The sequence below is a fragment of the uncultured Thiocystis sp. genome (genome assembly GCF_903866365.1).
Taxonomy (GTDB): domain Bacteria; phylum Pseudomonadota; class Gammaproteobacteria; order Chromatiales; family Chromatiaceae; genus Chromatium.
Map to the genome: position 1 here is coordinate 1 of NZ_CAIPNF010000443.1, position 25,850 is coordinate 25,850.

Below are 25,850 nucleotides of genomic sequence, written 5' to 3' on the forward strand. Positions count from 1 at the left end.
ATCTGGAGCCCATGATCGGAGTCGAACCGATGACCTCACCCTTACCAAGGGTGTGCTCTACCAACTGAGCTACATGGGCAATTACTTTAACATTTAACAAAAAAACGACGCCTTGACCGACAACAGCGACGCTTACGGCAACAGAGTGGAGCGGGTGATGGGAATCGAACCCACACCATCAGCTTGGAAGGCTGAGGTTCTACCGTTGAACTACACCCGCAGGGCGCGCCAATCGGAACGGCTCTTCCGCATCGACTTCATTGATGGAAACCCTGGCGCCAGAGTATCGACCGAAGTCCGCGCATCCGCTTGCGCCATCTTAAACCCGAATATTGGTGGAGGGGGGAGGATTCGAACCTCCGAAGGCTGAGCCGTCAGATTTACAGTCTGATCCCTTTGACCGCTCGGGAACCCCTCCAAATAAGCGACTCAGTTTAGAGAGAAGACCGACCCCTCGTCAACAGGAAAATCGCGCGCCGACTGAATTCGCCAGCCGACCGCGCTAAACCCCACGAGCATCATGGCAAGCTGATACCATTTCCGGTCAGTACCAATTCCTTTTGGCTTAGCTCGGGAGAACCCTAAAGATGGACGTCACGATTTTTGGCAGCGGCTATGTCGGCCTCGTTACCGGGGCTTGTCTCGCCGAGGTCGGCAACAACGTTCTTTGCATCGACATCGATCCCAAGAAAATCGATCTGCTCAATAGCGGGGGCGTCCCGATCCACGAACCTGGCCTTGAGGATCTGATCAAAAACAATCGCGATGCCGGACGGATGCACTTCTCTACCGACGCCGACGCCGGCGTGAAGCATGGCCTGTTTCAGTTTATCGCCGTCGGCACCCCGCCCGACGAGGATGGATCCGCCGATCTCCAGTATGTCCTCTCCGTCGCCCGCGCCATCGGCCAGCACATGGATTCGTATCGCATCCTGGTCGATAAATCGACGGTGCCTGTCGGGACCGCCGACAAGGTCGCGACTGCCGTCCGGGAGGTTCAGGTGGCCCGCGGGGTCGCCGTCGAATTCGATGTCGTTTCCAACCCGGAATTTCTGAAGGAAGGCGCGGCGATCGAGGATTTCATGCGCCCGGACCGCATCATCGTCGGCACCGACAACCCCCGCACCGCCGAGTTGTTGCGGGCGCTCTACGCCCCCTTCAACCGCAGTCATGATCGCCTAATGACGATGGATGTCCGCTCGGCGGAATTCACCAAATACGCCGCCAACGCCATGCTGGCCACCAAGATCAGCTTCATGAACGAGCTGTCCAACATCGCCGAGGCCGTTGGGGCGGATATCGAAAAGGTCCGCATCGGCATTGGCTCCGACCCGCGGATCGGCTATCAGTTTATCTATCCCGGATGCGGTTATGGCGGCTCCTGTTTTCCCAAGGATGTGCGCGCCCTGGAACAAACCGCGCGCGGCCTGGGTTATGACCCCCAACTGCTGCATGCGGTCGAGGCGGTGAATTTCCGCCAGAAGGATCTGCTATTCAAGAAAATCAGCGACTATTTCGGCGGCGATCTGAAAGGCCGCGTGATCGCGCTCTGGGGACTTGCCTTCAAACCCAATACGGACGACATGCGGGAGGCCTCCAGCCGGGTCTTGATGGAATCGCTGTGGGCTGCGGGCGCCAGGGTTCAGGCATTCGATCCGGTCGCTACGGAAGAGACTAGACGGATCTATGGCGAACGCACCGATCTCACCCTCGCCCCAGACGCCATGTCGGCACTGGAGGATGCCGATGCGCTGGTGATCGTGACCGAATGGTCACAGTTCCGTAGCCCCGACTTTACGGTCATTCGGTCGCAACTCAGGCAGCCGGTGGTGTTTGACGGGCGCAATATTCTCGATCAGAAGCAGGTCACCGCAGCCGGAATGACCTACGTCTCCATCGGTCGCACACCGATCAGCCCCACCTGACCCGTTATCCCAGGCACTCAACGCCTGCTCGACGTACCGAGTGCCACTGACGACAAATCAAACAGTGTGCCAAAATGGCCGCTGGATCATGTTTGCGCGCGCGTACTCGCAGCAACAACGCATTTGCTGCCGGCCTTGGAGAGCGACGCGCAGGCCGTATGCAAAGCGCATCCCACACGCCGACAAGCCATTCGTCGACGGGGCGAACCGGGGCGACAAGTAGTGGTCGCCATTGCGCGAGTCCTGTCGGTGGCAGGAGCCCCCGGCAAGTATCGCGAGCGCTAACGCGACACTCCGGTTACTCTAGTGGTTGTTCTGTCTCGGTAAATGCGGGATTGAAAACAGGCTTACTCACCCCATGCGGTTGCCAGCCGAAACCCACTCATTGACAATTCGCAATAACAGCATGATCCTATGCGACGCGTGTAGGAAAATCACAACAAACGCTTAATCTATGCGCATCTTTATTGAATAGAGCTGATAACCATCCCCGTAGGAGGAACCCAGTGCAGTCAAAAATTATTGCCGTTGCCGTCGGTCTTGCCAGCGCCTTAGCGGTTTCTGTCGCCCAAGCGACGAATGGATATATGTCCCACGCCTATTCGCCCACGGCCAAGGGCATGGCTGGCGCTGGTGAGGCGGCCCTGCCACAGGACTCGCTTGCCCTCGTCGGTAATCCCGCGAGTTTGACTCACCTGGGCCAGCGCCTGGACATTGGAGCATCCTGGTTCAGCCCCAAACGCAAATACAAAGGACTCACTCCAGATGGGGCTAGTGGGGCTTATGCCCCGATCGGAGGAGGCGCAACCGGGACCGGCGAGGTCGACAGCCAAAACAACGATTTTTTTATCCCGAATTTTGGTTATTCACACCCGCTTGACGCCAAGAGTGCCGTGGGCATCGCGCTCTTTGGCAACGGCGGCATGAATACCGATTACCGCAGCAAGGACACTCTATTCGGGCTAGGAACCTTCGGTGGCAACAACCCGCTTGCCAATCCACCCGCCTACAGCAACCCGATGGACCCACGCGCGGGCAGTCAAATACCGGGCACCACGCGAATCGGTGGCGGTAACGCCGGCGTTAACCTGGAACAACTTGGAATTTCGCTGGGCTACGCGCGCGAGGTCACCGACAACTTCAGTCTCGGCGCTTCCCTGCTGTTGGCGTATCAGAGCATTGAGGTAAAAGGGGTTGGCGCCTTCCAGGGTTTTACCGAGACCTTCACCCAGAGCATGCTCGCCAACCAGACCATGCAGGCAACTTCCCCCAGTAACCTCAGTGACCGCGGCGCCGACAGTTCCTATGGCTGGGGCCTGCAGATCGGCGGCATCTGGGACGTCAACCCGATGTTCAGCATCGGCGCCTCCATCCGCAGCAAGACGCAGATGAGCAAGTTCGACAACTATTCGGACTTATTTGCGGATGGCGGTCGATTCGACATTCCGGCGGTCGGCACCATCGGTGTCGCTTTCCGGCCCAACAAGCAATTGACCTTCGCTCTTGACGTCCAGGAAATCTGGTACGGTGACATAGACGCCGTGGCCAACGAGAACCAACTGGCGCAGAAATGCGACCTCAACGCGGCCTTTGGCATGCCGACCAACGGCAGCACCTACGACCCCCGCTACTGTCTTGGCGGCTCTAGGGGCCCCGGTTTCGGCTGGTCGGATATGACGATCATCAAGCTAGGCGTGCAGTACGCTGTCAATGATCTTTTGACACTGCGAGCCGGTTACAGCCACGGCAACAATCCAATCTCCGGCTCTCAGGTCGCTTTCAACACGCTCGCCCCAGCCGTGATTGAAGACCACTGGACCTTGGGCGCCACCTACCGATTGACAGATAACTATGAATTGACCTTCTGGGGGATGTACGCTCCCGAGGAAACCGTGTCGGGGCCAGGAGCTTTCACTGGAACCCAGGCACCGGAAATATCGATGAGCCAGTATGAGCTGGGCATCAACTTTGCGTGGCTCTTCTAAACTGTCTCCTGAAAAAGAGGTTTTTATCGAAGGCCATTCACTTTGCGAAACCAAGACGCTTATGCTGTTGCAATGATGCTTCGGGGTCGGATGGGACCCGCGGCGTCACCCCATGCGATCACTATGCAGCCGATGCATGGCTCGCTGAAATTCGCTGGTGATTAAATCAGGCAGCGCCTGATGGACGTCAGGGAAATGATCGCGGATCAGTTCCTCGTCTTTCCTGCTGGGGCGGCCCAGCACATAGCCGGTGACAAGCGCGCGGTCACCTGGATGAGCAATGCCGATCCGCAGCCGCCAAAACTCGCGCGTCCCCAGCACGGCAATGGTGTCGCGCAGGCCATTATGGCCGGCATGCCCGCCGCCCTGCTTCAGACGCACGGAGCCAACCGGCAGATCGAGTTCATCGTGCGCCACGAGAATCTGTTCGGGGGAGAGATCGAAATAGCGCGCCACCGCGGCGACCGATTGGCCGCTGCGATTCATGTAGGTCGCGGGCTTGAGCAGGCGCAGATCGCGTCCACCAAGAGAGATTCGGCAAAGCTCGCCGAAAAATTTTGGCTCGACGCGAAAGGATTCGCGACTGGCATTGGCGATGGCGTCGACGAACCAGAACCCCACGTTGTGGCGCGTCGCCTCATATTGCGCCCCTGGGTTTCCCAGGCCGACGATCAGACGGATACCCGCATCGCTCATTGAACCGTATCCAAGAGTTGCGTGGTTTGACTTGAGTATCGGCAGCGGCCGCGTTTGGGCAGGGACGAGTCTCTGCCCAAGCGCGGTCTACCCTGGCGGACGCGGTTTATGCCGTCGCATCCTCGGCATCGGTCTCGTCGCCGCCGCCATGCGGGCCATGGACCACCACCACGGGCTCGTCCGCATCGGCCACATGGGCCAGTTCGACGCCGGTCGGCAGTTGCAGTTCGGACAGATGAACGACGTCGCCGATGTCCATCGCCTCCATATCGACGGCAATGAATTCAGGCAGATCCTTCGGCAGACAGAGGACTTCCACCTCGGTGATCTTGTGGGACGCCTGACCGCCGCCCTTGATGCACTTGCTCTTCTCCTCGTTGATGAAATGGATCGGCACCACCATCCGCAGCTTCTCGTCCTGGGAGATACGCATGAAATCGACATGCAGAATGAATGGCTTCGCGGGATGGCGCTGCATGTCCTTCAGGACGACCTTCGAGGCCACGTCCCCGATCTTGAGATCGAGCACATGCGAATAAAATGCCTCGTGCTCCAGATGCTTGAGCAACTCGTTGTGCGAGACCGAAATCATTTCCGGCTCCAGATGGGCGCCATAGACGATGGCGGGCACCAGCCCCGTGCGACGCAGGCGGCGGCTCGCACCCTTTCCTGACACTGCGCGAGGCTGCGCGATGACGTCAAAATTCACGCTCATTGGCGTTCTCCAGTTTCGTTGAATAAAAGACGCCAGGCTCCCGCGACCAGGAACCCGGCGTTCTACCCGCCAGACGCGGGTATGTGCCGCGGTTCAATCGATGAACAGCGAGCTGACCGATTCCTCGTTCGAGACCCGCCGCATGGTTTCGGCCAGCAGTTCGCCGATGCTCAACTGACGGATCTTGCCGCAGGCCTTCGCCTCCGGGCGCAGCGGAATCGTGTTGGTGACCACCAGTTCGTCGAGTTGCGAGGCCGCGATATTCTCGATCGCGGGCCCCGACAATACCGGATGCGTACAATAGGCCGTGACCATGCGCGCGCCGCTGTCCTTGAGCGCCTCGGCGGCCCGGCACAGGGTTCCGGCGGTGTCGACCAGATCGTCGACGAGCACGCAGGTACGCCCGCGCACGTCGCCGATGATGTTCATCACCTTGGCCTCGTTGGCGCGCGGACGGCGCTTGTCGATGATGGCCAGATCCGCGTCGTCGAGCCGCTTGGCGAGCGCGCGGGCGCGTACCACGCCGCCCACGTCGGGCGAAACCACCATCAAATCGTCGTATTTCTGACGCCAGGCATCCCCCAGCAGGATCGGCGAGGCGTAGACGTTATCGACCGGGATATCGAAAAACCCCTGGATCTGATCGGCGTGCAGATCGACGGTCAACACCCGGTCGGCACCCGATTGGCCGATCATCTTCGCGACCAGCCTGGCGGTGATGGGCACCCGCGCGGAGCGCGGACGCCGATCCTGCCGGGCATAGCCGAAATAGGGGATCACCGCCGTGATGCGCTTCGCCGAGGCCCAGCGCAGGGCATCGATCATCACCAGGAGTTCCATCAGGTTATCGTTGGTCGGGGCGCAGGTGGGCTGAACGACGAAAACATCGCGGCCACGCACATTTTCCTGGAGTTCCGCCATGACCTCGCCGTCGCTGAACTGACCGACCACGGCTTTACCCAGCGGCAGACTCAAATGGCCGGCGATCTCGACCGACAGTTCCGGGTTGGCATTTCCGGAGAAGACCATCAATTGGCTGGCAGGCACGGGCGTTTTCCTGTCTGCGCGCTCGCGAGGGAGTCGGAAGTTGGCTGGGGCGCCAGGATTCGAACCTGGGGATGCCGGGATCAAAACCCGGTGCCTTACCGCTTGGCTACGCCCCAAAAAGCGACTGTTTCTATGAATTCGGTGTTGAACATCAGGCGTCCCTGCGTGAACGAGCTGGGACTTCGCCTGATTCTCGATCCGCCCGAACAAGCAATGGAGAGCGATTCAGCCCTTGCGCCACGAATCCATTCATCCCGGCAGGGGATTGCCGACAGGCATCGACCGCGCGTTCCCGATCGTCAAAGGAGGCGAAGACACAACCCCCAGTGCCGGTCAGACGACTGTCCCCCCAATCCGACAGCCATTCGAGCGCGGCGGCAACAGGGGGGTATTCGCAACATACGACCGGCAGGCAATCGTTGACGATATTGCCATTCAGGAAGTCGGCTAGTTTGATTGGATCGGAATTCCGTGTCAATTGCGGATGCGAAAAAACCGATCGGGTCGAGACGAAGCACGCGGGCACCAGAACCAGAAACCAGCTTTGCGGTAGCTCGACCGGCACCAGACGCTCGCCCACGCCCTCGGCCCAGGCGGCCCGTCCGCGCACGAACACCGGGACATCGGCGCCGAGCGGCAGGGCGATCGCGGACAGCGCATCCTCGTCAAGCCCGATGTCCCAGAGTCGATTCAGCGCCACCAGCGTGGTTGCGGCATCGGAACTGCCGCCGCCAAGTCCGCCCCCCATCGGCAGATTTTTTTCGCAGCGAATGTTGACGCCGAGCGTGCAGCCGGTCGCGCGCTGGAGGGCAAGCGCCGCGCGGACGGTCAGATCATCCTGTTCGGCGACCCCCGCGACCGCGTTCAGACGGCTGATCCGGCCATCCTCTCGGACATCGAACCAGAGACGGTCGCAGCGGTCGATGAACTGAAAGACCGTCTGCAATTCATGATAGCCGTCCTCGCGCCGACCGACGACGCGCAGCATCAGGTTCAGCTTGGCGGGCGCCGGCCAGGCGGCTCCGGCGTCCTGGCACGACCCCGCGGTCGGCGTGGCGCTTGGCGGCATCATCGAAGGCGTTGTCATTGCGCGGGATCCTGTGGGCCATGCGTCACATCGGCAGCGTTGCCATCGACGGCCGTCTCCGAGACGCGATGTCGCCCGACCGTTTGCTGAAGATATTCATGTTCGGGATGCGCCAGCAGGGCCGCCTCCCAGACCGACCATGCCTCCGCCTGCCGTCCCATCGCCCACAGCACCTCGCCCAGATGGGCGGCGATCTCGCCATCGTCCATCTTGTCGAGGGCGCGTCGCAGATAGTCGCGCGCCACCTCGTAATGACCCAGACGGTAGTGGACCCAGCCCATGCTATCGAGGATCGCCGGCTCTTCGGGCTTGAGCGCATAGGCTTTCTCGATATAGCCAAGCGCCTCCCGATAACGGTCGGTGCGATCGGCCAGCGTGTAGCCGAGTGCGTTCAAGGTATCGGCATCCTCGGAATCGGCGGCCAGGATACGGAGAAAATCCTGCTCGCCCAGTTGCAGTTGTCCGTGCTCGACGGCGTAGAGCCCCCGCGCATAGAGCAGATCCCGGTCGTCGCGATGACTCTCCAGGGCCGCGCCGAAGACGCTCATCGCCTCGTCGACCCGCCCGACTTCATCGAGGATTTCGGCTTCGACCAGATAGAGCGCGACGGCATCGTCGGGCGAGCTGCCTCGCAAGCGATTAAGAATCTCGCGGGCCTGGGCGACCTCGCCCGTCTTGGCACGCAGAAACGCCATTCGCACCTGCGCCTCGGCAAGATTGGAATCCTTGACCTTTTCGTACCATTCGAGCGCGACCCGCGCATCCTCGGCGCGCTCGGCGGTCTGCCCCAGGTAAAAAGCCGCATCGTCCTGGCGCTCTCCCGTCTCGAAAAGCCGTGTGAAATAGATCCGCGCGCCGGTCAGATCGTCGAGCTGAAGCGACAGGATACCCACGGCAAACAGCACGTCCGGCGCCTTGGGCTGATTGCCCAGGAGCCGCTCAAAGACATCGCGCGCGGTCGCGAACTCCTGCTCCTCAACCAGAAATTGACCGAAGAGCATGTGCAGCCCATGATCGTCGGGGCTGCGTTCGACAAACTCCTCAAGCCGCCGCCGCGCCTCGGCTCGCTTCCCCTGCGACAGCAGCAGCCTCACCAGAAACAGGCGCGGCTGATTCCAGTCCGGGCGCAGCTCCAGCGCCCGACGCGCCGCCCGGTCGGCAACCTCGAACCGAGAGGCGCTCGCAGCAACCGTCGCGAGCGACTGCTGCGCGTCCGCGCTCTCGGGAAACCGTCCGACCAGCGCCTCCATGAGAGCCAACTGCATGTCCGGGCTCGGCGCGCGCGCGATGATGGCGGCGGCCTGCTCAAACACGGATGAGTCCGCCCCCTCCGTCAGCTCGACCAGCCGCACCAGATGGATCAGGGCGCCTTCCCGGTCCCCTGCCTTGATGCGCAGAAAGGCCGCCACCTGATGCGCCGCGGCAGCCTCTGGCGCAAGCTCCAGCCACAGACGCACACCCTCTCCGGCTGCCGCGTCGTCATCGGCGCTGATAGCGGCCCGCACTGCCAGTTCAGCCATGCGCGGGGCCTGGGTGAGTTGAGCGGCCTTCAGGTAATGCAATAAAGCCGTCGCCATGTCGCCCCGACGCCCCGCAATCTCGCCGACCAAAATCGCATAGACCTGGTCGGCGTCGAGACCCGGCACCTCCACGCGGGGCTCGACAACCTGCGGCGCACTCTCGATGACGGGAGCTGACGTGGGCACCGGAACGGTCGCGGGCTCGGACGCGGGCGGCGCGGGATCGGTCAGCGCCAGGACCGGAGCGGAACCAGACAGCACAACGACGGCGGCCAAAACCGCGCGCGAAAGACCTGAAAAAAAGAATGACATGCGTGTGAACTCGCTCAATAAAGCTGGGATCATTTTTTCGTCGACAAAATTTGGTAGCATGACGCTGTATTGCATTCCCCGGAATGCGTCATTAGACGATGCGGCGATGGATTTTCGTCGGCAACCTTGCCCGCGATACTCGGCATTGCGCGGAACACGTTCGCGGATGTCTGTCCGATCAGCCAACCCCGGCCAACACAACCGCTGAATTATTACTAACATGAAGCTGCTTGTTCTCGGACTCAACCACAAAAATGCACCGATCGACATCCGCGAGCGACTGGCCTTTGGTCCGGATATCATCGCGGGCGCGCTCCGTGACCTGACCGGCTGCCAGGGCGTCTGCGAGGGCGTGGTCCTATCCACCTGCAACCGCACCGAACTTTACTGCGCGGCTCACGACGGCGCCGAGGAAGACATCCGCCGCTGGCTCAGCGGGTTTCACGGCGTCGAGCACGAGCGCGTCAATCCCTATCTCTATGCCCATACCGACCGCGACGCCGTGGTCCATCTGCTGCGCGTGTCCAGCGGACTCGATTCGCTGGTGCTCGGCGAGCCGCAGATTCTCGGCCAGGTCAAGACCGCCTACCAGACCGCCACCGATTGTACCGCGACCGGCAAACTCCTGGGCCGGCTGTTTCAGCATGCCTTCTCGGTCGCCAAGACGGTGCGCACCGAGACGGCGATCGGCAACAGTCCGGTCTCGGTCGCCTTCGCGGCGGTCAATCTGGCGCGGCAGATCTTCAGCGACCTGTCGCAGCAGACCGCGCTGCTGATCGGCGCCGGCGAGACCATCGAACTGGCGGCGCGCCATCTGCATCACAATGGCGTCGGTCGGATCATCGTCGCCAACCGCACCGTCGAGCGCGCCCATGACCTTGCGGCCCAGTTCGACGGTTTCGCCATCTCGCTCACCGAAATCGCCAACCATCTGCCCGAGGCGGACATCGTCATCGCCTCCACCGCCAGCCCGCTGCCGGTGCTCGGCAAGGGCACCGTGGAGCGGGCGCTGAAGAAGCGCAAGCATCGTCCGATCTTCATGGTGGACATCGCGGTCCCGCGCGATATCGAGCCCGAGGTGGGCGAACTCGCCGATGTTTATCTCTATACGATCGACGATTTGCAGGGCGTCATCGACGAGGGTCTGCGCTCGCGACAGGCCGCCGCCGAACAGGCCGAGGAGATTATCGCCTTTCACTCCACCGAGTTCATGGCCTGGCTGCGCTCGCTCGATGCCGCGGGTCTGATCCAGGACTACCGCCACCGCGCCGAGGAACTGCGCGACGAGGTGCTGGCGCGCGCCCAACGCCAGCTCGATGCCGGCAAGTCCCCGACCGAGGTCTTGAGCTTCCTCGCCCATACGCTCACCAACAAACTGCTGCACGCGCCCAGTTCGCGGTTGCGGCAGGCGGCGCGCGAGGGCGAGGCGGACATCCTCGAAGCCGCCAACGAATTGTTCCAGCTCGATCAGACCCGTCCTCACACCGCTCCATGAATCCATCCATCCGCGGCAAGCTGGAACGCATCGCCGAGCGCTACAGCGAAGTGATGGCCTTGCTCGCCGAGGCAGACACCCAGGCCGACCAGAATCGCTTTCGGGATCTCGGTCGGGAATATGCGCAGATCGAACCGCTGATGGGCTGTTATGGCCGTTATCTGGAGGCCGAACGCGACCGGACGGCGGCCGAGGAGATGCTCGCCGATCCCGAAATGGCCGCGCTGGCCAGGGACGAGATCGCCCAGACCGAGACCCGCCTCGCGGCGCTGGAGCCCGAACTCCACCACCTACTGATCCCGCCGGATCCCAGTGATCAGTGCAACAGCTTTCTGGAGATCCGTGCCGGCACGGGCGGCGCCGAGGCGGCCCTGTTCGCCGCCGATTTGCTGCGCATGTATGTGCGTTATGCCGAGACCCTGGGCTGGCGCACCGAGCAGGTCTCCGAGAGTCCTGGCGAGTTGGGCGGCTACAAGGAGGTCGTGGTCCGCGTCAGCGGTAACGGCGTCTTCTCGCGCCTGAAGTTCGAGCCGGGCGCGCACCGCGTCCAGCGTGTCCCGGAGACCGAATCCCAAGGCCGTGTCCATACCTCCGCCTGCACGGTCGCGGTGCTCCCCGAGGTCGAATCGATCGACGCCATCGACATCAACCCCAACGATCTGCGCACCGATACCTATCGCGCCTCCGGGGCCGGCGGTCAGCATATCAACAAGACCGACTCCGCTATCCGCATCACCCACATCCCCTCAGGGATCGTCGTGGAATGTCAGGAGGAACGCTCCCAGCACAAGAACCGGGCGCGCGCCATGTCGCTGCTCCACGCCAAGCTCTTGGCGAGCGCGCGCGAGAGCCAGGCGTCCGAGCAATCCGAATCGCGCAAGTTACAGGTCGGTAGCGGCGACCGCTCCGAGCGTATCCGCACCTACAATTTCCCCCAGAATCGCGTCACCGACCACCGCATCAATCTGACGCTCTACAAGCTCGACGAGATCATGGCCGGTCAGCTCGACCAGGTCATCGACCCCCTGCTGGAAGAATATCGCACCGAGCAACTGGCCGCGATGATGACTAACTAGCACCCTGGCGCTCAATTCCCGGGAACGACGTCGATGAACCGCATCGCCGAAACACTGCGCGAGGCGGCGGCCGCCCTCTCCGCGCTCCCCGACAGTTCTCCCCGGCTCGAAGCCGAACTGCTGCTGACCCAGGTCAGCGGCTGGTCGCGCAGCCATCTGCTGGCCTGGCCCGAGCGCGCACTCGACCCCGCGACCGCCGCCGATTTCCACGCCCTCCTCGCTCGCCGACTGAACGGTGAACCCATCGCCTATCTGCGTGGCCAGCAGTCCTTCTGGACCCTGGAACTCAAGGTCTCGCCCGCGACCCTCATCCCCCGTCCCGAGACCGAGCGGCTAGTGGAAACGGCGCTGGAACGGCTCGTGCCGACCGCCCCGCTGCGCATCGCGGATCTCGGCACCGGCAGCGGCGCCATCGCGGCGGCCCTGGCGAGCGAACGGCCCGACTGGCGGCTGATCGCCACCGACCGCTCCGCGCCGGCCCTACTGATCGCCCGCGACAACTTTCGCGCGCTCGGTCTCGGCGGCATCGACACCGTGCAAGCGGATTGGCTTTCGGCCTTCGCCACCAGCAGTCTCGATGCCATTCTCGGCAACCCTCCCTATATCCCTGACGCCGACCCGCATCTCGTCCGCGGCGATCTGCGGTTCGAGCCCCCATCGGCACTCGGATCAGGCCGCGATGGGCTCGACGCCATCCGTGCCATCGTCGCGGATACCCGGCGCTGTCTGCGTCCGAACGGACTGCTGGCCGTCGAGCACGGATTCGATCAGGCGCGGGAAGTCCAGCGGCTATTCCGCGCCGCGGGACTGGACCGAATCGAGACCCGCCAGGATCTAGCAGGACTCGATCGCGTCACCCTGGGTTATCGCCCAAGCGAGACAGAAGGTGATTTTCTGAAAACAATCTACCCAACAGGAAGGTGATGAATGGACAGGATGAACAGGATTGCTCAGGATGGACAGGATTTTGGCCGACACGGTCATCCGGCATATCGAGGCGCTCTATCTCCATCCCGACCTCTTCAAGGATCCCGACCGGCAGGGCGCATATCGGCGTTTCGCCTGCCATTGGCGCTGCCTGGCCGCCCAAGCTCGCGCCGGAGCCCGGCGGGACACGGCCATCATGGCGCCTGAGACAACCGCCACTGTCACAACGCCCGCAGCGCATCATCGGCTTGGTCAGGCATACGATTTTTGAGAACACCGAAGCACGGATGAACGAGTTTACGAATCGCGGCACCGAGCGCCGTCTGTTGGGTTGCCGCTCTTATCAACCCAACATTTGGCGGTCAGGTTGGGTCGATTGCAACAACCCTAACCCTCATTCGGCCACAACACGCCGATTCCCGCGAACGGTCCGCCGGAGGCTGGTCGCTGACCGCCCTTTTCAGACTACCCCGAGGTCGCCCGCACCGCCTGCGTCAGCGAGTTGGCATCCGCGTGCGGCAGTGGCAGATAGACCGCGCCCATCTCTTTCGCCAGATCGCGCCCCTGTTGCTGCGGACGCGGCGAGGTGTCGATGACCAACGCCGTGATCTCCAGCGAGCGCACGACCCGCGCGGCGGCCAGCGATTCCTCGCCGGCGCGGGTCCGTCCGCCGGTGCCGTCGCGCGCCACGTTCGCCCGCCCGTCGGTCATGAGGATCAGCACCGGCGTACCACCGCGACGTTTGACCGAGTCGGCCAGGATCATCCCGAGATCGATCCCGGACGCCAACGGCGTGCCGCCCCCGCCCGGCAGCCCGGCCAGGCTGCGTTTGGCCCGCACCAGCGAGCGGGTCGGCGGCAGCAGCACCTCGGCGGCCTGACCGCGAAAGGCGACCAGCGCGACCTTGTCGCGACGCACATAACAGTCCGCCAGCAGCAGTTCGACCGCGCCCTTGGCCTCGGCCAGACGATGCAGGGCCGAGGAGCCGGAGGCGTCGACGACGAAGATGGTGGTGGTCTCGGATTTGTGCTTGAAACGGGTGATGCGGAAGTCGTCCTGACGCACCTCGATGCGGGTCGACTCCTGACCGAAGCGCGCGCGTTCCTCCCGGCGCAGACGCTGCCAGGGGGCGGCGGCGCGCAGGGTTTCGACCACGTTCAGACGCAGTCCGGCGCGCGGCTCGCCCCGCAGCACACCCGCCGGGCGGCCGCGCGTTTGGGCATTCTGGACCGCGCCGGCCTTGCCGGTCTGACGCGCCCGCGAGCGGCGCAGCTTGCCCATCTGCAATTGCGCGAGCAGACCCGCCGGAATCGCGGCCTTGGTCGCTTCCAGGATCTGATCTTCGAGTTCCTGCGGTTCCTGCTGTTCGTTGGACTGGTTCTGCTCCTGATCCGGCTCGTCCGGCTCGGGCGGCGGCGGTTCGGCGTCCGGCGGCGGTTCCATCGGCGGCAACTGAGTCGCGCGCGGGGCCAGCACCAGACGCCCGGCGACGGCGAGATCCGCGTCGGCGACCTCGGTGCGCCCTTCCAGCGCGGCGAAGGCACAGGCGGCGCGACAGGCGAAGATCGACGCACGCAGCGAGGGAATCCCCAGCGCCAGGGCGAGTCCGCACAGCGCCTCGATCTGTTTTTCGGTGACCGTGACCGCTGCAAGCCGCGCGCGGGCCTCCAGGATGTCCTCGGCGTCGTAGGGACAGGCAACCGCCTCATGGACACGGATATCGATCAGTTCGAGATGGAAGGCGAGCCGGTCGAGCAGCGCGTTGAGCAGACCTTCGTCCTCGCCAACGCCCTCGTCCAGGGCGACCACGGCAAACCGCGACGGGGTACGCATCGCCAGACCGTCGCGCTCCAGCACCACCTCGCCGGCGTCGAAGGCCATGGTCAGACGCGCGGCGGTGCCGGCGGCGATGCGCTCGGCCATCGCCAGCTCGACCACGCCGCCGTGGGCCTCGACCAGCAGACCCAGTTCGGCGACCGGCCGGCCCGCGCTCAGGGTCGCGGCCAGATCCAGACCGCCAAGCAGTCGGCCATCGGAGACGTGGAGCGGAATCCGTCGCTGGGGCGTGCCCTCGGGCTGAAGATCGCGCATGACCGCCAGCCACTGGTCGCGCACCGGACCCGCGAGGGCGCGCAGCGAGACGCCGCCAGTGCCGACCGGATCGATCGACATCAGGACCGCCGCCAGCACGGCATCATCCCAGGGCGAGGGTCCGGGGCCGGGCTGGTTCGCGGTCCGATTGGGTGCCTGATTCCGATCAGGTCCGCCGCCAGTGTCGACGGCGGGATTCGCGCCGGTTGTCGTCATGCGCCAAACAACTCCGCGACCGCGCGCTCGACCCGGCTGGTGGAACCGGATTCGTCGAGCGGATCGCGGCGCAGACGGTGCCGCAGGGCCGAGGTGGCGATCGACTTCAGATGCGACTGCGTCACTTCGAGATCGCCCAGCAGTGCAGCGAGCGCGCGCGCGGCACGGATCAGGGTCAGCTCGCCGCGCAGACCGTCGGTGCCGAGCTTGATGCAGAGCCGACCCGCATCTTCGAGGGTCGCATCGGGGACGGAGACGGTCGGCAGCAGCGCGCGCGCCTTCTCGATCGAACGGCGGACCTTGCCATCCTTGCTTTTCCACTTGACCACGAAGGCGGTGGGGTCGCGCTCGAACTCGTCGCGCAGACGCACGACCTTGATGCGGGTGGGTAGATCCTGCGGGGTCTTGACCTCGACCGAGAGACCGAAGCGGTCCTGAAGCTGAGGCCGCAGTTCGCCCTCCTCCGGATTGCCCGAGCCGACGAGCACGAAGCGCGCCGGGTGACGGATGCTAAGCCCCTCGCGCTCGACCAGATTCTCGCCGGAGGCGGCGACGTCGAGCAGCGAGTCGACCAGATGGTCTTCGAGCAGATTGACCTCGTCGATATAGAGAAAGCCGCGATGGGCGCGCGCCAGCAGGCCCGGCTCGAACGCCTTTTCGCCCTTGGTCAGGGCGCGCTCCAGATCCAGCGCGCCGATGACCCGGTCCTCGGTGGCGCCGAGCGGGAGATCGACCACCGGCACCGGCACCTGACGGCTTTTCAGCGGTCCTTTTTTGGCGCGATTGGCGCGGCAGTCAGCGCAGAGCGCATCGTCGCCGGCTTCCGGGTCGCAGTTATAGGTGCAATCGACCGCGCGCATCTTCGGCAGGAGCGCGGCGAGTCCGCGAATCGCGGTGGACTTACCGGTGCCCCGGTCGCCAAACACGAGTACACCGCCAATCGACGGGTCAATGGCCGCGATCAACAGGGAGCGTTTCATCTCCTCCTGGGCGACGACGGCGGAAAACGGAAACGGGATGGACATACGCGGCGAACCTAGTTGCTATGATCTTGAAATGGCGCAAACGGCCGGTTGATCGGGAGCGCCCGACACAAAGCGCGCACAAGCGCGCGGGCAGCGTCCCAGTAAAGAGGACTCAGCCGTCAATCGCGCGACGAGCCCGGCGTTCATTCAATCAAGCCCGCGACCCTAGCGCCCATCCCTAAGCGCGGTCAAGCGCGTTGCGTCAATCGAGCGGCAATTTCCGTCTAAATTCCTGGCGCAGGCACGACAACCAACTTGAGGACGGCGCGCGGATCCGGCTGGTGCTGTCTGCCAAATCCGAACGGGGCAATCTTTCCGCAAGCCAACTCCTGGAGACCCGACAGGCCATCGACCACGCAACCATTCGCTGACACCGGGCTGGACGCCTTGGGGGATGGGCGCAAGTTGGGCGAAGATCTCCTCGAATCCATCCGCCAGATGAAGGCCGGCCAGGGGACCGTGGCGTACTCGCCGGTCATCGCCACGCGTCAGCAAGCGGGTCTGTCGCCACCCCAGTTTGCCGCCCTGCTCGGGGTGTCGTTGCGCGCCTTGCGGGGGTGGGAACAGGGTAAGCGCCATCCTTCCGGGACGGTTCCTACTGACGTACATCACAAGTGGTGCAAATGCATGGCCGAGCACGCTCAGCGCCACGATTGGCATCCCATGCCATGGTTGTCGATGCCAAGGATCGTCAAGCGAAAGGGTTTGACGAGCGATACGGATTTCTGGCGTGACCGGGCAAGGTCGAACGGCTAACGGCTTTTTCTGCCGCAACCTGGGCACTTTACCCATCCTCGCCGACCCCTGCCTCTGTACCGGTATGCAGGGGAGCTTTCACGGTTGAGCGAATGATTGGCCTGCGGCGCACCTTAAGCGACAGACGCCAGCATGTGCCAAAATAAAATCACTTTGGTTGCCTTTTGGTGTGAACGCAATGCCGACAACCCTGACGCTGAAGAATATCCCTGATATTGTGTACGAACGCTTAAAGACCGCCGCCGATCTACATCGGCGAAGCCTAAACTCTGAGGCCATCGTTTGCCTGGAGGCGGTGTTGTTGCCAACGAAGCTGCCGCCGAGCGAGCGATTAGCGCGGGCACGTGAGTTGCGGGCGACGTTGCCGAAGCAGCACTACCTGGCCGAGGACATCGACGCAAGCAAGCGAGAAGGGCGGCCATGATTGTGGTTGACTCCAATGTGCTGGCCTATCTGTACCTGCCTGGCGAGTACACGTTCGCTGCGGAAGCCTTGCTGGAACGTGACCCTGACTGGGCGGCGCCCATCTTATGGCGGAGTGAGTTCAGAAACATTCTCGCTGGTTATGCGCGGCGCAGAGACATTTCCTTTGAACAGGCGATGAATCTTCAGACCGAGGCTGAAAGCCTGCTCGCCGGTTCCGAGTTCGAAGTCGAGTCGGTCGCCGTGCTTGAACTTGTTCGCGACAGCGACTGTTCGGCCTATGACTGCGAGTTCATCGCCCTGGCGATGAAGCTTGGCACGAAGTTGGTCACCATGGACAAAAAGCTCCTGCGAGCCTTCCCCCATCGCGCGCTCGCGCTTTCCGCCGTCTAAAGCCCAAGTGAAATGGCCCCGTGAGCAAGAGGGACCGCGCCGGCTCGCGTTGATCCATACTCAAGACGCGCGGCCCACGCTCAACGTGGAACGCGCAACAACGTCGCCACCGTGCACCGATGGCACCCGATCTTTCCATCATCAACGATCCCGCGCCCCGTTGCGCGAGGCTCGGCAGAGGAGCACACGCATGAAAACAGTCAATCTCACACTGGTCGCCGGCTTGTTGTTCGCCAGCGGTTTCACGTTGGCGGATGGTCATTTAGTCGGGAAATGGGTCGAGGTCGAGGGCAGTCAGGCAGGCGCTAAAGCCGGCATCGCCCCGCATGGCAGCCATGAAGGCGACCGCTATGCGGCGGAGGCCGATCTGACCTTTATCTTGAACATTGAAAAACAGGAGGGTCGCTCGTTCCACGCGCAGTGGTGTACCCAGCACAAATGCGAGGATGCGGTGGGCGTGATCCGCCGCGATGGCCAGAATCTGCTGATGGCCGACGAGGACGGCACCTATACCGGAACCCTCACGGGTGACACGCTGGAACTGTGCTACACCCAGGCCAGTGCCACATTCCGGGTCGCGGCTTGCCGTGACATGATCAAACAATAAGCGCCCAGCGGCCGAGACCACGCGGGATCGTCGATCCCGCGTCGCACTCGTCGAATGCAGGCATGCCAACCTCGGGTGGGTCAGGCGGAAGCGCGGTCGACCAACCGCCCATCACGACATGGCATCATGACCAATCAATCCTGCGCAGAACCATCGCGCGCGGACGTTGAAGACAGCACCAAGGCACCGCCCGCCAGCAGGATCACCGCCACGGCCACCAAGCCGGCGCTGTAACTGGCCGTCATCTGCTTGAACCACCCCATCAGGTACGGCCCGACAAAGCCCCCGACATTGCCCAGCGAATTGATCAAGGCGATGCCGCCCGCCGCCGCCGTTCCGCTCAAAAAAGAGGTCGCCAGTGCCCAGAATGGACCCATCACGCCCCACACCCCGAGCGCCGCCAAGGAGAACGCCAGCAACGCCAACGGCAAGGATTGGGTCGTCGCTGCCCACAGCGCCCCGCTCGCCGCCAGCGCGAGCGAACCGGCGACATGCCAGCGCCGCTCCCCGCGCCGGTCAGAGTGCCAGCCGATCAGGACCATCCCCAGCGCCGCCGCCAGGAATGGCAGGGCGTTGAGCAGCCCGAGGGTAAAATCGCTCGCCCTGGTCATCGCGCGCAGCATCTGCGGCAGCCACATCCCAATGCCGTACATCCCGATGACCATGCAGCAATAGACCAGCCCCAGCCGCCACACCTCCAGGCTGCCCAGCGCCTCGCCCAAGGTCTGGCGTTGCCGCGCCGAGTTGGCTTCCCGCTCGCGCGCCAGAGTCCGATTTAACCAGTCGCGCTCGTCCGGGGGCAACCAGCGCGCCTGGTCGGGTCGGTCAGGGAGCTTGAACAGCACCACCAACCCCAACAGCACCGCCGGCAGTCCTTCCAGCACGAACAGCCAGTGCCAGCCGCGCCCGCCCCATGCGCCGTCCAGTTCCAGCAGCGCCCCCGATAGCGGACTGCCGATGACGCCCGCCAAGGCGGTCGCGGTGGCGAATAGGGCCATGGCGCGCGCCCGCTCCCGCGCCGGAAACCAGCCGGTCAGATAGAAGATGATTCCGGGAAAGAACCCAGCCTCCGCCACCCCGAGCAGAAACCGCAGCACGTAGAAGCTCGTTTCGCCCTGGGTCAAGGCCATCGCCATCGAGATCAGACCCCAACTCACCATGATCCGGGCGATCCAGATGCGCGGGCCGATGCGTTGCAGGATCAGATTGCTGGGGATCTCGAACAGCACATAACCGAGGAAGAACAGCCCAGCGCCGGTGCCATAGGCCACCGCGCTCAACCCCAGATCCTGATTCATCTGCAAGGCCGCAAAGCTGATGTTGATCCGATCGAGGTAGGCGACGAGGTAGAGCAGACAGAGAAACGGAATCAAGCGCCAGGTGAGGCGGCGGATGGTGTGGCGTGCCAGCGGGTCAGACACGGGCTCGGATAGGCTCACGGTAGGCTCCAGGCAAGGGTTGAGGTCAATCCGATCATAGGCGGTCAGCGCCACGCCCGCCCGGTTTTGCGTCTCAGTTGGACGCTTCCAGGAACAGCCGAAACAACATCCTCAAGAGGTCGAGATCGAAGACCACGCCAACGATCAACAGCAACCCCAGGATGAACCAGAGCCAGCCCAGCCGAACGGCGCTGGATCCTTCAGGGTGCCCCTCGGCATCCACCTCGCGGCGCCGGATGACTCGAATGCCGCTGAACATCAATCCGGCACCCAGCGCGAGCGCCGCGCCGTTGAAAAACTGGGTCCGAGACGATACGACCGCAGTTGACGCAGCAACACGGGACGGTCGCGCAAGGTCCGGGTGAGGCGATCATCCAAGGTCGCGGCTTCCTGTTCTTCCGACAGCGGAAGCCCCCGGCGGTCCAGCCGGACGCGAGGAAGCCCGCCAACCAAGCCCGTTGGGCCTGCCTGTCGTTCAAGGGCGGAAACGAAGCGGGATCATCGGTCAGACCCTCGAACACGGCAGAACCGGCCGCGAACCAATCGCGTTGAAACCTGGGCTGTCCTCCGGCTGAGGCGGACAAGGGGTCAAGTTCATTCGGGACCGTGGAATCCGCTCGGGTTCGGCGTCTCCGTCAGGGATTGCCGGAGCCGCCCCGCAGCGGCGCGACCGCTCCCGCGTCCCGGAAGCGCAGATAGTCGCGGAGCACCAGGGCATGATCGAAGGCGAGCCGTTCAGGCAGCGCATCGACCGGAAAGACCGCCAGGTGACGCGCGTCGTCCTGGGCGCGGGGCTCGCCGGTCGCCTCGGCCACATAGACGGCGGTCACCGTATGGCCGCGCGGATCCCGTTGCGGATCCGAGTAGAGCCCCAGCAGGGCGCGCAGCGTCACCCGCAGCGCCGTTTCTTCCAATGCCTCGCGCACGGCGGCCTGCTCCAGGCGCTCGCCGATGTCCACGAAACCGCCGGGGATCGCCCAACCATCAGGCGGATAGCGGCGCTCGATGAGCACGATCGGACGACCGGGCCGGTCGGCCAGCTCGATGATGGCATCGGCGGCCAGCAGTGGGGTCACGGGTTTGGGCATGATCGCGATCTCGGTCAATGCAGACGGCAGGAAAGGGGGCGAGACACGCAAGAGCCGCGTCCAGGTCCGACGCGGCGGCGTCGACACGGAATGGAACACCATCCGCCGGGAAGATTCAACGCGCATCCAGGCAGGCACGCAGGACGCCAAGCTCGAAGGGACCAACCAACCCGCATTCCCGCGCATAGAGCAGACGGCCGCGCTGGAGGATTTGGCGTTGCCGTTGGGGCGAAACCGTGCCGAGGTCGATCAATGCCAGGCGTTCCGTGCCGAGCGCCGCAACGAGCGCGGCGCGGTGCGCCAATAGCCGCTCCTGACCGAAGGGCGCGATTCCGAGCAGCGCCACCGCCAGGGCATCTGCCCCGGTCTGGTCCTCGCAACCATAGGCCAGCACGACTTCCGGCGACTCCCGCAGTCGTCGGGCGAGGTTGGCAAGATTGCGGTTGTCTAGCAGGCGCGGCGCATCCTCCGTGCGGTTTTCACAGCGCGTCGTCATTCGGGCTTGAGATCCAGCACCGGCGTCCCGGCAAAGGCATCGATCCCGTCGATCTCGATCGCCGTCCCGCGCACCGCCAATACCTGGCAGCGACTGAGCGCGATCAGGTTGGGCCGCACCGGGGCACGGGTGGCGAAGACCCCGCGCAGCGGATTCGCCGGATCCCCGCGCGGATGGACCAGGAGGATGGCGCGTTGTTCCGGGGTGTCGTGGCGGTCGAACCAGTAGAGCACCCAGATCCGCGCCCCCGCCTCCAGACCCAGCAGGGCGGGTTGGTAGCGTGGTTCGATCTCAATGCTGGTTCGCTCGCCGTCCTTGCGCACCCAGCCGATGGGCCAGACCGCATAGGTCGGCGCGGACGCGGTACCCGGCGCATCGGCCAGCGTGTCGGCCATGCCTACCTCCCAGCAACCCAGGAACACGACGAACATCATCAGGCGCATGTCAGTGACCCCCAATTTCTGTGGTCATTCCTGTGGATAACCCGTGACCTTCGCCCGGCACGCCCCGCCGCCACTCGCCGCAGGGCGGAATCGAGCAGGGTTTGACCAGGGCCGAGCCTCTGACGCGCCGCAGTCGACTAGGCCGGTTTCGCGATCATCAGCCAGAGCGCGCCCAGCAGCGGCACGATGGCCAGAATGCCCCACCAAGTCCAGCGCCGCGCGTCGCGCCAATAGTTCGCCGGAATCTCGCCGCCGGCGGCGAAGTCGCGCGCCTGTCGTGCCTGGCGGATCTGCGCCGGGATCAGGATCCCGACCCAGAGCAGGCCCGAGAGCCCAAAGAGCACCTGCCCCCAGAGCAGCCAGCGCACCGCCAAGAGGTCGAGCCCCGCGACCAGGGCCACCCCAACGCCGCCGAGCAGGATCAGCACGACCCCGCCGACCGTGAACCACCAGTCCGTCAGCGTCACCAACCGCTGGCCGAAGGCGACCACGCGCGGGTCGCCGCTGCGGTCGGCGGCCAGCTTCCAGACCAGGGTCACGATGACGTTGCCGACCAGCAGCACGACGCCGAGGAGGTGGAGCGTCTTCAGCAGCGCGTAGCACATGCGATCTCACCCATGGGGCGTGTTTCCCTGGAGCTGACCCGCGTCATGGTGAGGGCAAACAACGCCACGCTCAATACCGCTGCGGGTTCGCCTCCGGAATGCGACGTCATCGACGGCGCCGTTCCAAGTCAGTCGGCATGCTCAAGCGACCAACCCACGCGGGACCGCACCCGCTCCGCAAACGCGGACCATTCCGCTGCATCGAGCCCCGCCGCCATCGCCAACCGGCGCAGGTTCGCCCGAAGGTCCGCCTCGACGCCGAGAGGTTGGGCATGGCCGACGTCGTCGCCCTCCGCGACCGGCCAGATCAGGACATGCCCATTCGGCGTTACCTGGAGATCGGCCAGCTCGCCGGGTTGGTCGCGCCGCGTCGCTGCCGGCGAGCCGCACACCGGCGGCTCGCCCAACCGTCAGGCCGCCTGACCCACCTCCCGCTTCAAACGGCACTCCATCGCCAGCCGGCGCAGGAACTGCTCGGGCGTGAGCGCCTGGCCGATCAAGGTCTGCTGCCGGCAGACGTTGGCGAAATCGCCCGGTGTCAGTCCCGGCAGCCCCTCCAACTGGCGCGCCAGCTCCGGCGGCACCGGCGCGGTGTCAGCCCCGAGCGCCTCGCGGGCGAAGAGTCCCCGCCGCTGCGCCGGGTTGAGGGTGCGGAACCCCAGCTTGAAATCGAAGCGGCGCAACGCCGCCCCATCGATGCCGGCCATCAGATTGGTGGCGGCGATGAAGATGCCGGGGTAGGTCTCCATCTGCTGCAACAGCTCATTGACCGCCGTGCGCTCCCAGGCATGGCGCGCCTGCCGCCGGTCGCTCAGGAAGCTGTCGACCTCGTCGAGCAGGAGCACCGTCCGGGCCGGATCGCACTCGCGAAACAGCCGCGCCAGGTTCTGCTCGGTCTCCCCGACATAGGGCGAGATCAGATCCGACGCCTGCCGCGAGACCAGTTCCCGATCCAGCGCCTCGGCCAGCACCTCGGCGAAGGCGGTCTTGCCGGTGCCGGGCGGGCCGTAGAAGCAGAGACTCCCCCGCCCCTGGCGGCGCAGTGCCTGAACGATGGCGCTCGGGGCCAGGCCACCCGTCAGGTTCAGATAGGCGACCTCGAAGACCGTCGCCGGGGTGCGGCGGCGCGGTGCCAGCGCCCCGTGCAGCAGGGTGCGCAGGGCCGCTACGCCAGCGCGTACCGTCGCCTCGGGCGGGGCGCTGGGCCGCAGGTCGAGCAGCCGACGGGCCGCGCCCAACTGGGCCGGGGCAAGCGCCGGATCCGCAGCCAGCTCATCGAGCAGTTCAGGCGCGAGCCCGCAGCCCCCCAGATGCCGCTCGGCCATCTGCCGGCGCACCGAGCGCGGCGGGGTGACACAGGCCACCGGCAACAGGAAGCGGCGCAGAAAGGCCGGATCCATGCCGTCGGTACTGTTGGCAATCCAGAGCGCCGGCACCGGGTTCTCTTCCAGGATCCGGTTCATCCAGCCTTTCTGCTTGCCGGTGACGCGCTGCCCGCGCAGCAGGGCGAACAGATTATCGCCGGCATCGAAGACATCCTCGACCTCGTCGAAAATGAGCAGGGCGTCATGCCGACGGGCCAGCAGGCGTTGCGCCAGCAGATAGGCCGACAGCCGCCCCCGGCGCGACAGCCCGTCGTCATCCTCGTCGGCGCTGCGCACCTGGTAGGCGGTGAGTCCGCAGGCGGCCACCACGGCGCGCGCCAATTCCGTCTTGCCGGTGCCAGGCGCGCCGTGGAGCAAGGCATTGACCCCGACCGCGCCGGTCCGCGCCGCCTCGCCCAGCACCTCGGTCAAGCGTTCGCTCTCGGCCGCCAGATGCGGAAAGGCATCCAGGCTCCAGGCGGCGGGCGGCGCGGGCTCAATCAGCAGCGCGAGCAGTGCCGCGCCATCGGGGGGCGCGGCCTCCAACACCTCACGCAGCAGGTCGCTCGGGCGCAGGAAGTCCTCCAGGTCGCTGGAACCCGTGTCATGCTCGACCAGCCCCAGCGCGCGCAGCGGGGCCTGCCGGCTCAGGGCCTCGCGCAGCGTCGCGGCGGGGAGTCCGAGCAGGGTGGCCAGGCGGGGCAGATTGACCCGTGCCGGCGCCTGCCCGCATTCGCGCAGCAGGACGCGCAGCGGCTCGACCAGGATGTACTGATCGAGAAAGTCCAGCAGCCGCCGCGCCGTGGCATCCAGGGCGAACTGCTTGCCGAGCAGGGCGACGGTCGGCGACAGGGGCGCTGCCGCCTCGGCCTTCCGCAGTCGCGTCAGCACGCTACGCGGCACGGTCTGGAAACATTGCCGCAGACGCTGGCGCAACCAGCGGTCATGCTGAGGCTGGGCGGTTTCCGCGTCCCCATCGTCCGGCCGTTCGTCATCCGCGTCGTCCGGCGGGGACACGAAGGACGCGACCGTGCGCGGATGGAGCACGGGCCTCAGTAACTGCCACAGGGCGCCGAGGAAATCGGGATCCTGGAAGCGCGGCTTCAGATCCGGCGCGCCCTGGAGCAGTTGCAACACGTAGAGGGCGAGACGCCGCTCGGTGGCCGGGACGGCGCTGACATCGGTCAGCCAGAAGGTGCGATGATGGGGCATGTTCAGCACTCCTCGTCCGCCGCCTGGAAGCGACGACTGTCATAGTGGAAGGTCACGAACTCGCCGCGCGCGGGGCCTTCGTCCCACAGCAGGCCGAGCACCACATCGAGCGGCTCGCGGAAATAGGTGCTACCGGCCTCGTCCTCGCGATCGAGCACCGGGGTCTCCAGGATCTCGATCACCACGGCGGGCTGGCCGTAGCGGGGGATGCGCTTGTTTTTCAGTCCGGGTTTCCACGCCACGAGTTGGCCGGGAGTGAAGCGCTGAGGCTGGACGAAGCACCGGATGCTGCGCGCCACGGCCTTGGTCAACGTGCGCGCGCGTCAGGCGGCGGACTTCGATCTGGACGTGGCGATGGCCGAGGGCGCGCTCGATTTTGGTCAGGGCGACTGGATCGACCTGGAACTGCGGGTGCGGGGCTACCTGACGGATCTCCTCACCGTCTGCCCGCTGGAACCGGGCCAGCGCTGGGAGGACGAACCGGACGGCGCGGCTTTCGCCATTCGGGTCTGGGCGACGCTACCCTCGACCGGGCAATTGCTGCGCTGGCTGCTCGGCGCGGGGGACAATGTCGAGGTGGTGTCGCCAGCGGAGCTACGCCAGACGGTGGCGATGCAGGCGGCGAAGGTGGCGGGGATCTATGGCACGGCGCCCGGCGCGGCTGTTTCTGGAGCCGCGGGTGTTTCCGACGCGAGTGACTGAGCATCGCCATCGGAGGCCAGCGCGCGTCGGGGTGCGACGATGCGCCCGCCGCGGCCGACGCGCGCGGGCGATGGACTCGACCAAGATCTTTCGGGCAGACTGATCGGGCAGACGGAAGCTGCCGCGCGGAAGGCGACCGGCCGCAAGCTTGCCAGTCGCCTGGCACCGACGCGCCCCCCGGCATCACAACCATCCCAGACGACGC

Annotated in this window: 27 protein-coding genes and 4 tRNA genes; 11 read left to right on the forward strand and 20 right to left on the reverse strand. The window is 64.8% G+C overall.

From position 1 onward, the window contains the following. Nucleotides 1-3: 3 nt before the first annotated feature. From QZY07_RS24180 to QZY07_RS24190, 3 genes are all read right to left on the reverse strand, one after another. A tRNA-Thr gene (locus QZY07_RS24180) sits at nucleotides 4-79 on the reverse strand. A 67-nt stretch (nucleotides 80-146) separates the two neighbouring features. Continuing rightward, a tRNA-Gly gene (locus QZY07_RS24185) sits at nucleotides 147-220 on the reverse strand. Nucleotides 221-333: 113 nt separating this feature from the next. Then, a tRNA-Tyr gene (locus QZY07_RS24190) sits at nucleotides 334-418 on the reverse strand. 169 nt (nucleotides 419-587) lie between these two features. Here QZY07_RS24190 and QZY07_RS24195 point away from each other — a divergent pair. Both QZY07_RS24195 and QZY07_RS24200 read left to right on the forward strand, forming a co-directional pair. Beyond that, complete coding sequence (locus QZY07_RS24195) at nucleotides 588-1,925, forward strand: UDP-glucose/GDP-mannose dehydrogenase family protein (RefSeq protein ID WP_295408467.1); 1,338 nt, start codon at nucleotides 588-590, stop codon at nucleotides 1,923-1,925. Between the two features lie 506 nt (nucleotides 1,926-2,431). Then, nucleotides 2,432-3,910 carry an outer membrane protein transport protein gene (locus QZY07_RS24200; protein WP_295408469.1) on the forward strand — a complete coding sequence of 493 codons (1,479 nt, stop codon included), beginning with the start codon at nucleotides 2,432-2,434 and terminating at the stop codon, nucleotides 3,908-3,910. A gap of 105 nt (nucleotides 3,911-4,015) precedes the next feature. Here QZY07_RS24200 and pth read toward each other — a convergent pair whose 3' ends face one another. From pth to QZY07_RS24230, 6 genes are all read right to left on the reverse strand, one after another. Next, nucleotides 4,016-4,606 carry an aminoacyl-tRNA hydrolase gene (gene pth / locus QZY07_RS24205; RefSeq protein ID WP_295408471.1) on the reverse strand — a complete coding sequence of 197 codons (591 nt, stop codon included), beginning with the start codon at nucleotides 4,604-4,606 and terminating at the stop codon, nucleotides 4,016-4,018. A gap of 106 nt (nucleotides 4,607-4,712) precedes the next feature. Next, nucleotides 4,713-5,321 (reverse strand): 50S ribosomal protein L25/general stress protein Ctc, encoded by a 609-nt coding sequence (locus QZY07_RS24210; RefSeq protein WP_295408473.1) that lies wholly within the window; start codon nucleotides 5,319-5,321, stop codon nucleotides 4,713-4,715. A 93-nt stretch (nucleotides 5,322-5,414) separates the two neighbouring features. Beyond that, entirely contained in the window at nucleotides 5,415-6,368 is a 954-nt protein-coding gene (locus QZY07_RS24215; RefSeq protein WP_363184794.1) for a ribose-phosphate diphosphokinase, read from the reverse strand. 41 nt (nucleotides 6,369-6,409) lie between these two features. Next, nucleotides 6,410-6,484 (reverse strand) — tRNA-Gln (locus tag QZY07_RS24220). A 35-nt stretch (nucleotides 6,485-6,519) separates the two neighbouring features. After that, nucleotides 6,520-7,455 (reverse strand): 4-(cytidine 5'-diphospho)-2-C-methyl-D-erythritol kinase, encoded by a 936-nt coding sequence (gene ispE, locus QZY07_RS24225; RefSeq protein WP_295408475.1) that lies wholly within the window; start codon nucleotides 7,453-7,455, stop codon nucleotides 6,520-6,522. Next, nucleotides 7,452-9,251: a tetratricopeptide repeat protein gene (locus QZY07_RS24230; RefSeq protein ID WP_363184796.1), complete on the reverse strand. Its 1,800-nt coding sequence runs from the start codon at nucleotides 9,249-9,251 to the stop codon at nucleotides 7,452-7,454. The genes ispE and QZY07_RS24230 overlap by 4 nt, the downstream gene beginning before the upstream one ends. 256 nt (nucleotides 9,252-9,507) lie before the next feature. Here QZY07_RS24230 and hemA point away from each other — a divergent pair, with 256 nt between their 5' ends. Genes hemA through QZY07_RS24250 form a run of 4 tightly spaced genes read left to right on the forward strand, consistent with a single transcriptional unit; the run spans nucleotide 9,508 to nucleotide 13,056 of the window. Continuing rightward, on the forward strand, nucleotides 9,508-10,782 hold the full coding sequence (gene hemA, locus QZY07_RS24235; protein WP_295408478.1) for a glutamyl-tRNA reductase: 1,275 nt from the start codon (nucleotides 9,508-9,510) through the stop codon (nucleotides 10,780-10,782). Continuing rightward, nucleotides 10,779-11,858 (forward strand): peptide chain release factor 1, encoded by a 1,080-nt coding sequence (gene prfA, locus QZY07_RS24240; protein WP_295408480.1) that lies wholly within the window; start codon nucleotides 10,779-10,781, stop codon nucleotides 11,856-11,858. Before hemA ends, prfA begins: the two co-directional genes overlap by 4 nt. Before the next feature lie 33 nt (nucleotides 11,859-11,891). After that, entirely contained in the window at nucleotides 11,892-12,782 is an 891-nt protein-coding gene (gene prmC / locus QZY07_RS24245; protein ID WP_295408482.1) for a peptide chain release factor N(5)-glutamine methyltransferase, read from the forward strand. Nucleotides 12,783-12,813: 31 nt separating this feature from the next. Continuing rightward, nucleotides 12,814-13,056, forward strand: coding sequence for a hypothetical protein (locus QZY07_RS24250; RefSeq protein ID WP_295408538.1), 243 nt, complete (start codon nucleotides 12,814-12,816; stop codon nucleotides 13,054-13,056). A gap of 194 nt (nucleotides 13,057-13,250) precedes the next feature. On the opposite strand, the gene QZY07_RS24255 is transcribed toward QZY07_RS24250, so the two are convergent. Further along, on the reverse strand, nucleotides 13,251-15,092 hold the full coding sequence (locus QZY07_RS24255) for a magnesium chelatase subunit D (RefSeq protein ID WP_295408484.1): 1,842 nt from the start codon (nucleotides 15,090-15,092) through the stop codon (nucleotides 13,251-13,253). Beyond that, on the reverse strand, nucleotides 15,089-16,117 hold the full coding sequence (bchI, locus tag QZY07_RS24260) for a magnesium chelatase ATPase subunit I (RefSeq protein WP_295408485.1): 1,029 nt from the start codon (nucleotides 16,115-16,117) through the stop codon (nucleotides 15,089-15,091). The genes QZY07_RS24255 and bchI overlap by 4 nt, the downstream gene beginning before the upstream one ends. A gap of 405 nt (nucleotides 16,118-16,522) precedes the next feature. On the opposite strand from bchI, the gene QZY07_RS24265 reads away from it, so the two are divergent. From QZY07_RS24265 to QZY07_RS24280, 4 genes are all read left to right on the forward strand, one after another. After that, on the forward strand, nucleotides 16,523-16,873 hold the full coding sequence (locus QZY07_RS24265; RefSeq protein ID WP_295408487.1) for a helix-turn-helix domain-containing protein: 351 nt from the start codon (nucleotides 16,523-16,525) through the stop codon (nucleotides 16,871-16,873). Nucleotides 16,874-17,051: 178 nt separating this feature from the next. Further along, complete coding sequence (locus QZY07_RS24270) at nucleotides 17,052-17,297, forward strand: plasmid stability protein (protein ID WP_295408489.1); 246 nt, start codon at nucleotides 17,052-17,054, stop codon at nucleotides 17,295-17,297. Beyond that, the gene (locus tag QZY07_RS24275) at nucleotides 17,294-17,689 is read left to right on the forward strand and encodes a type II toxin-antitoxin system VapC family toxin (RefSeq protein WP_295408490.1); all 396 of its coding nucleotides are present in this window, start codon (nucleotides 17,294-17,296) and stop codon (nucleotides 17,687-17,689) included. Before QZY07_RS24270 ends, QZY07_RS24275 begins: the two co-directional genes overlap by 4 nt. Nucleotides 17,690-17,879: 190 nt before the next feature. Further along, a complete protein-coding gene (locus tag QZY07_RS24280; protein ID WP_295408493.1) occupies nucleotides 17,880-18,296 on the forward strand; it encodes a hypothetical protein in 417 nt (138 codons plus the stop codon). A 134-nt stretch (nucleotides 18,297-18,430) separates the two neighbouring features. Here QZY07_RS24280 and QZY07_RS24285 read toward each other — a convergent pair whose 3' ends face one another. The 9 genes from QZY07_RS24285 to QZY07_RS24325 form a co-directional block, all read right to left on the reverse strand. Continuing rightward, entirely contained in the window at nucleotides 18,431-19,735 is a 1,305-nt protein-coding gene (locus QZY07_RS24285; protein ID WP_295408495.1) for an MFS transporter, read from the reverse strand. Nucleotides 19,736-19,808: 73 nt separating this feature from the next. Then, complete coding sequence (locus QZY07_RS24290; RefSeq protein ID WP_295408497.1) at nucleotides 19,809-19,994, reverse strand: hypothetical protein; 186 nt, start codon at nucleotides 19,992-19,994, stop codon at nucleotides 19,809-19,811. Between the two features lie 376 nt (nucleotides 19,995-20,370). Further along, on the reverse strand, nucleotides 20,371-20,823 hold the full coding sequence (locus tag QZY07_RS24295) for an NUDIX hydrolase (RefSeq protein ID WP_295408499.1): 453 nt from the start codon (nucleotides 20,821-20,823) through the stop codon (nucleotides 20,371-20,373). Between the two features lie 115 nt (nucleotides 20,824-20,938). Further along, complete coding sequence (locus QZY07_RS24300; RefSeq protein WP_295408501.1) at nucleotides 20,939-21,319, reverse strand: hypothetical protein; 381 nt, start codon at nucleotides 21,317-21,319, stop codon at nucleotides 20,939-20,941. Beyond that, nucleotides 21,316-21,762, reverse strand: a complete 447-nt coding sequence (locus tag QZY07_RS24305) for an SAM-dependent methyltransferase (protein WP_295408503.1) — start codon at nucleotides 21,760-21,762, stop codon at nucleotides 21,316-21,318. Before QZY07_RS24305 ends, QZY07_RS24300 begins: the two co-directional genes overlap by 4 nt. A 137-nt stretch (nucleotides 21,763-21,899) precedes the next feature. After that, on the reverse strand, nucleotides 21,900-22,367 hold the full coding sequence (locus QZY07_RS24310; RefSeq protein WP_295408505.1) for a DUF2269 family protein: 468 nt from the start codon (nucleotides 22,365-22,367) through the stop codon (nucleotides 21,900-21,902). A 128-nt stretch (nucleotides 22,368-22,495) separates the two neighbouring features. Then, entirely contained in the window at nucleotides 22,496-22,774 is a 279-nt protein-coding gene (locus tag QZY07_RS24315; protein ID WP_295408507.1) for a hypothetical protein, read from the reverse strand. 3 nt (nucleotides 22,775-22,777) lie between these two features. Beyond that, nucleotides 22,778-24,943, reverse strand: a complete 2,166-nt coding sequence (locus tag QZY07_RS24320) for an AAA family ATPase (protein ID WP_295408509.1) — start codon at nucleotides 24,941-24,943, stop codon at nucleotides 22,778-22,780. Nucleotides 24,944-24,945: 2 nt separating this feature from the next. Continuing rightward, nucleotides 24,946-25,185: a hypothetical protein gene (locus QZY07_RS24325; protein WP_295408511.1), complete on the reverse strand. Its 240-nt coding sequence runs from the start codon at nucleotides 25,183-25,185 to the stop codon at nucleotides 24,946-24,948. Nucleotides 25,186-25,228: 43 nt separating this feature from the next. Between QZY07_RS24325 and QZY07_RS24330 the strand changes: the two genes are divergently transcribed. Further along, the gene (locus QZY07_RS24330; RefSeq protein ID WP_295408512.1) at nucleotides 25,229-25,645 is read left to right on the forward strand and encodes a WYL domain-containing protein; all 417 of its coding nucleotides are present in this window, start codon (nucleotides 25,229-25,231) and stop codon (nucleotides 25,643-25,645) included. The last annotated feature ends 205 nt before the right edge of the window (nucleotides 25,646-25,850 follow it).